Source organism: Paenibacillus sp. N119s, from assembly GCF_059447605.1.
The window spans coordinates 1-5,499 of the sequence record NZ_JCAJRU010000288.1; the positions used below are offsets into that span (position 1 = coordinate 1).

Here is a 5,499-nt window from a genome sequence, read left to right on the forward strand (position 1 = left end):
AGATGTCAACCTGATTAAGATATTACAGGGAATTCAGGGAGACTTTTACTAACGGTGAATGAGGTGGATGCGGATATGAACTCTACTGAATTAAAGAAACATTTTATTGAAAAATATGGTGAAAGCAGCAATGAACTGCTGATATTTCATGCACCTGGGCGTGTTAACCTCATTGGAGAGCATATCGACTATAATGGTGGTTATGTACTCCCGGCTGCGCTGGAATTTGGTACGACGCTGATCCTTCGTGCACGTAATGATGATCAAATTCATTTTGCTTCCACAAACCTGTCGTATGAAGTGTCGATCCCCCGCACAGAGATAGGTAAAAGCAAGACGGATGAGTGGGTGGACTATCCGGTGGGTGTGCTGGTGGAGTTGGCTGAAAAGGGAGTTTACCCATCTAGAGGATACGACTTGCTCTATCATGGAGAAATCCCGAACGGAGCCGGATTATCTTCCTCAGCCTCGATTGAGGTCGTGACAGGCTACGCGTTTCTGACTACCGAGAAGCAAAAAACCGACACAGTCGAAATTGCTTTGTTATCCCAGCGGGCTGAAAACAACTACGTGGGTGTCAATTGCGGCATCATGGACCAGTTCGCTGTAGCGAACGGAGCGGCTGATCATGCAATCCTGCTGATGTGCGATACGCTGGAGTACCGCAGAGTGCCATTCCGCACGGGGTCTTACAAGCTCGTAATCGGCAACACAAACAAGCGCCGCGGATTGGTGGATTCAGCCTATAACGAGCGTCGCAGTCAATGTGCCGAAGCACTGTCCATTTTGCAGCAGCAGGAGCCGTCACTGGAGTATCTCGCACAACTGGATGAAGCTCGGTTTGGAGACCTTCAGCATCATATTGCAGATGAAACCGTGCGCCGCCGGGCGCAGCATGTGGTGGAGGAAAACGCTCGTGTGCTGGCCTCAGTCGATGCTCTCGCAGCGAATGAACTTGCAGCTTTCGGTCAGTTGATGAACGCCTCGCATGATTCACTACGCGACTTGTATGAAGTCAGCTGTACTGAGCTTGATGTCATGGTCGAAGAAGCACGACGCATTCCGGGCACGCTGGGTGCTCGTATGACAGGCGCTGGGTTTGGAGGTTGTACGGTTTCATTGGTTCATGAGGACGATGTGGAACGTTTTGTGAAGGAAGTTGGAGAAGCTTATCAGACCCGTACAGGGCTGGAAGCCAGCTTTTATGTATGCAAGGCAGGGGACGGAGTTAAAGAACTGAAGGAGGACGAATAACATGGCCATTTTAGTCACAGGCGGAGCTGGATATATCGGTTCACATACCGTAGCAGAATTGTTGGATCTTGGAGAAGAAGTTGTTGTATTGGACAATTTGCAAACTGGACACAAAGGAGCATTGCTTGGAGGCAAGTTGTATGAAGGGGATTTGAGGGATAAAGAACTTCTGTCCAAACTGTTCTCTGAAAACAATATTGACGCCGTTATTCATTTTGCAGCCAACTCGCTGGTTGGGGAAAGTATGCAAAATCCAGGAAAATATTATGACAACAACGTATTTGGCACGTTGAGCTTGCTGGAGGCGATGAAAGATGCCGGCGTAAGCAAGATCGTATTTTCCTCTACTGCGGCTACCTATGGCGAACCAGAAAAGGTGCCGATTGAAGAAGGCGACCGGACTGAGCCAACCAACGTGTATGGTGAAACAAAGCTGATGATGGAGCGCATGATGTCCTGGTTTGATAAAGTATTAGGCATCAAATACGTATCCTTACGGTATTTTAATGCGGCTGGTGCCCATGAAAGCGGCAAGATCGGTGAAGATCACCGACCAGAAAGCCATCTGATCCCATTGGTGCTCCAGACAGCATTGAAACAGCGTTCGCATATCGCTGTGTTTGGCGAGGATTATGCCACACCGGATGGAACGTGTGTCCGTGATTACATTCATGTAAGTGATCTGGCGGATGCTCATGTGCGTGCAGTAAATTACTTGCGTGAGGGTAATGAGAGCAACGTATTCAACCTTGGCAACGGACAGGGCTTCTCGGTGAAGGAAGTGATTGAAACGGCACGCAAGGTCACTGGGCTCGACATTCCAGTTGTTGTTGAACCTCGCCGTGCAGGCGACCCAGCGATATTGGTTGCATCGTCTGACAAGGCCCGTTCGGTACTGGGCTGGAGCCCAAAACGTACTCAACTGGAGGATATTATTAGCGGAGCATGGGGATGGCATCAGTCGCACCCTCAAGGCTACGGCGACGAATAGACAGGAGACGATGACATATGAGCGAGCGCCAATCCGTAGATAAAGGCCAAAACCAGGAACTTTCCCGGCATCTGGTCCATGACATCGACGAAGCTGTACAGCAATCGGCTCTATATGCGGTGGAACAGCTGGTTGCATTCGCACAGAAGAGGGGCTTGATCGGTCCGCAAGATACAGATTACAGTCGTAATCTGCTTTTAGAGCAGTTCGGGTTTTCGGAACCTTACTCCGGTGGGGAAGCAGGGGGCATGATTGCCCCCGAAGCTCTCCAGCCTGTGCTTAATGTATTGATCGATTATGGTTTTGCTATTGGGCTTATTCCTGAAAACACGGATACGTATCGTGATTTGCTGGATTCCAAAATCATGGGTTTGCTTATGGCGAGACCGTCTGAAGTTATCCGTAACTTTCATCAAACGGAGGCAGCACATGGTATAGAGGCGGCTACAGATGCTTTTTATCAATTATCCATCAATTCAAACTACATTCGTATGGATCGGGTAGCCAGCAATGTGTACTGGAATCAGGCAACACCTTATGGTGATATGGAAATTACGATTAATTTGTCCAAGCCAGAAAAAAGCCCTAAGGAAATTGCCATGGCGAAGCTTTTGCCGCCGCCTGTTTACCCCAAATGTCAATTGTGCCGTGAAAACGTTGGATATGCCGGAAGGGTAAATCATCCATCCCGTCAAAATTTGCGTATCATACCGGTCGAATTGAATGGGGAACCGTGGTTCTTTCAATATTCACCCTATGTGTATTACAACGAGCATTGCATTGTATTCCATCATGATCATGTACCGATGAAGCTTACAAAGGATACGCTGCGGCGGTTGCTGGCCTTTACGAAAGCGTTTCCGCACTATTTCATTGGCTCTAACGCGGATCTGCCCATTGTCGGTGGGTCGATCCTGACTCACGATCATTTTCAGGGTGGTCGTCATACATTCCCGATTGAAAAAGCGGGTGTGGACGACGTATACCATAATGAAGCATTTCCGCAGGTTACGGCGGGGATTGTGAACTGGCCGATGTCGGTCATTCGTTTCACGTCAACAGATGCCGAGGCACTATTGGAGGCGGGAAATGCTGCTTTTGAAGCTTGGAAGGCGTATAGTGATCCAGAGGTAGACGTTCTCTCTCATACCGAATCGGAGGGGGAAACGATTCCGCATAATACAGTAACGCCGATTGTACGCCGGGATTCCGAAGGAAGATATCAGATGGATCTCGTACTGCGCAACAACCGAACGAGTGAAGAGTACCCGGAAGGTATTTTTCATCCCCATCGCGAGATGCATCATATCAAAAAGGAAAATATCGGTCTGATCGAAGTGATGGGACTTGCCATCCTTCCGGGACGACTCAAAGATGAGCTGGATGGAATTGCTGATATTTTGTGTGGGAACGATGAATTGGCTGGGGCTATGCAGCAAGAAGGACATCCACTGTTTAAACATGCAGACTGGATTTACCAGTTGAATACCCGGTTTGGTCGTCTGTCTGACAAGGAGACGGCTGTTCGTACCGTACAAAATGAGGTTGGACTGAAATTTAGTGAAATTTTGGAGCATGCAGGAGTCTATAAACGGAATCCATCCGGTCAGCAGGCATTTGGTCGCTTTATGAAACGATTGGGATACACCTTGGGAGAATAATGTAGCTTAGACTGCACATAATACAATACGAGAACCCTCCCAAGATGTGAATGTAACCATACTCCTTTAGGAGTATGGTTTTTTTTCTGAAATGAATGCAATTTGTTTCCTGTAACCGTAAAGGTTATAATAGAGTAGTTTCTTAACATTAAACTTTAGAAATATTGGAGGCGAGCGTTTGCGATGAAAGCATTCGAATTTTATAATCCTACACAATTGATCTTCGGTAAAGGACAATTGGAGGCTCTCAAGCGTGAAGTTCCTAAATACGGAAAACGTGTATTGCTTGTATATGGCGGCGGCAGTATTAAGCGCAGCGGTTTGTACGATAATGTAATAAAATTGCTTAGTGAAATCGGTGCAGAGGTAACCGAACTGGCTGGTGTAGAACCAAATCCACGCTTGTCTACAGTACATAAAGGCGTTGAATTGTGTAAAACCAACCAGATCGACCTTATATTGGCTGTAGGCGGTGGCAGTGTACTGGATTGCTCCAAAGCTATTGCTGTTGGTGCAAAATATGATGGCGATATGTGGGATTTTGCAGAGCGTAAAGCAACTCCACAAGCAGCCTTGCCATTAGGTACGGTTTTGACTATGGCAGCAACCGGTTCTGAAATGAACGCAGGTTCTGTAATTACAAACGAAAAAACACAGGAAAAATTGGGATGGGGTAGTGTACATGCGTTTCCTGCTTTCTCCATTCTTGATCCGGTGAACACATACTCTCTGCCCAAAAATCAAACTGTCTATGGAATTGTGGATATGATGTCACATACGCTGGAGCATTATTTTCATTTGGAATCCAATACTCCGGTTCAACTGGGCTGGTGTGAAACGATTTTGCGCACAGTGATAGATGCGGCTCCAGGACTGGTCAACGATCTGGAAAACTATGAGCTGCGTGAAACGATTATGTATTGTGGTACGATGGCACTGAACGGTTTCCTGAACATGGGGCTGACAGGTGATTGGGCTACTCATAATATTGAGCATGCTGTGTCTGCTGTTTATGATATCCCACACGGTGGAGGACTGGCTATTTTGTTCCCGAACTGGATGAAACACAATCTGCATGTCAAGCCTGAACGCTTCAAGCAACTGGCAGTGAATGTGTTCCACGTAAACCCAGAAGGTAAAAGTGATGAAGAAGTAGCGTTGGAAGGTATTCAGGCGTTGCGTGATTTCTGGAACTCGATTGGTGCGCCAAGCCGTCTGGCTGATTACGATATTGATGCGTCCAAAATTGACGTAATGGCTGATAAAGCTGTGAAATTTGGACCTTTTGGTGGTTTTAACAAGCTCAATCGCGAAGATGTAGTTGAAATTTACAAAGCATCCCTGTAAACGATCTTCGAAGCTTTGTAGGCACGTTTGTACGTCATTAGACGTACGAACGTGCTTTTTTGGGTTTAAGTTGAGATATAAGAGGAAAATTTTGAAACTTTTTAAGGTTGAATACGTAAACATAGTTATAGACTGGAAACCAGGCTGAAAAGGTACATGGAAGGAGGAGTCGTATGGAAACCTTATTTTGGTGGTTGTTGGCAGGAGGCGCAATCTTTACTGTGGTCAGTGTGTTGATCGGGGATG

At 46.8% G+C, this 5,499-nt stretch carries 4 protein-coding genes; all 4 read left to right on the top strand.

Features of this window, described 5'->3' with window-relative positions:
• Nucleotides 1-75 precede the first annotated feature (75 nt).
• Nucleotides 76-1,254: a galactokinase gene (locus AC5V8P_RS22865; protein ID WP_063212086.1), complete on the top strand. Its 1,179-nt coding sequence runs from the start codon at nucleotides 76-78 to the stop codon at nucleotides 1,252-1,254.
• 1 nt (nucleotide 1,255) lies between these two features.
• A complete protein-coding gene (galE, locus tag AC5V8P_RS22870; protein ID WP_063212050.1) occupies nucleotides 1,256-2,245 on the top strand; it encodes a UDP-glucose 4-epimerase GalE in 990 nt (329 codons plus the stop codon).
• 17 nt (nucleotides 2,246-2,262) lie between these two features.
• Nucleotides 2,263-3,906 (top strand): UDP-glucose--hexose-1-phosphate uridylyltransferase, encoded by a 1,644-nt coding sequence (locus AC5V8P_RS22875; RefSeq protein WP_064796839.1) that lies wholly within the window; start codon nucleotides 2,263-2,265, stop codon nucleotides 3,904-3,906.
• 183 nt (nucleotides 3,907-4,089) lie between these two features.
• Nucleotides 4,090-5,253, top strand: a complete 1,164-nt coding sequence (locus tag AC5V8P_RS22880; protein ID WP_064796838.1) for an iron-containing alcohol dehydrogenase — start codon at nucleotides 4,090-4,092, stop codon at nucleotides 5,251-5,253.
• The last annotated feature ends 246 nt before the right edge of the window (nucleotides 5,254-5,499 follow it).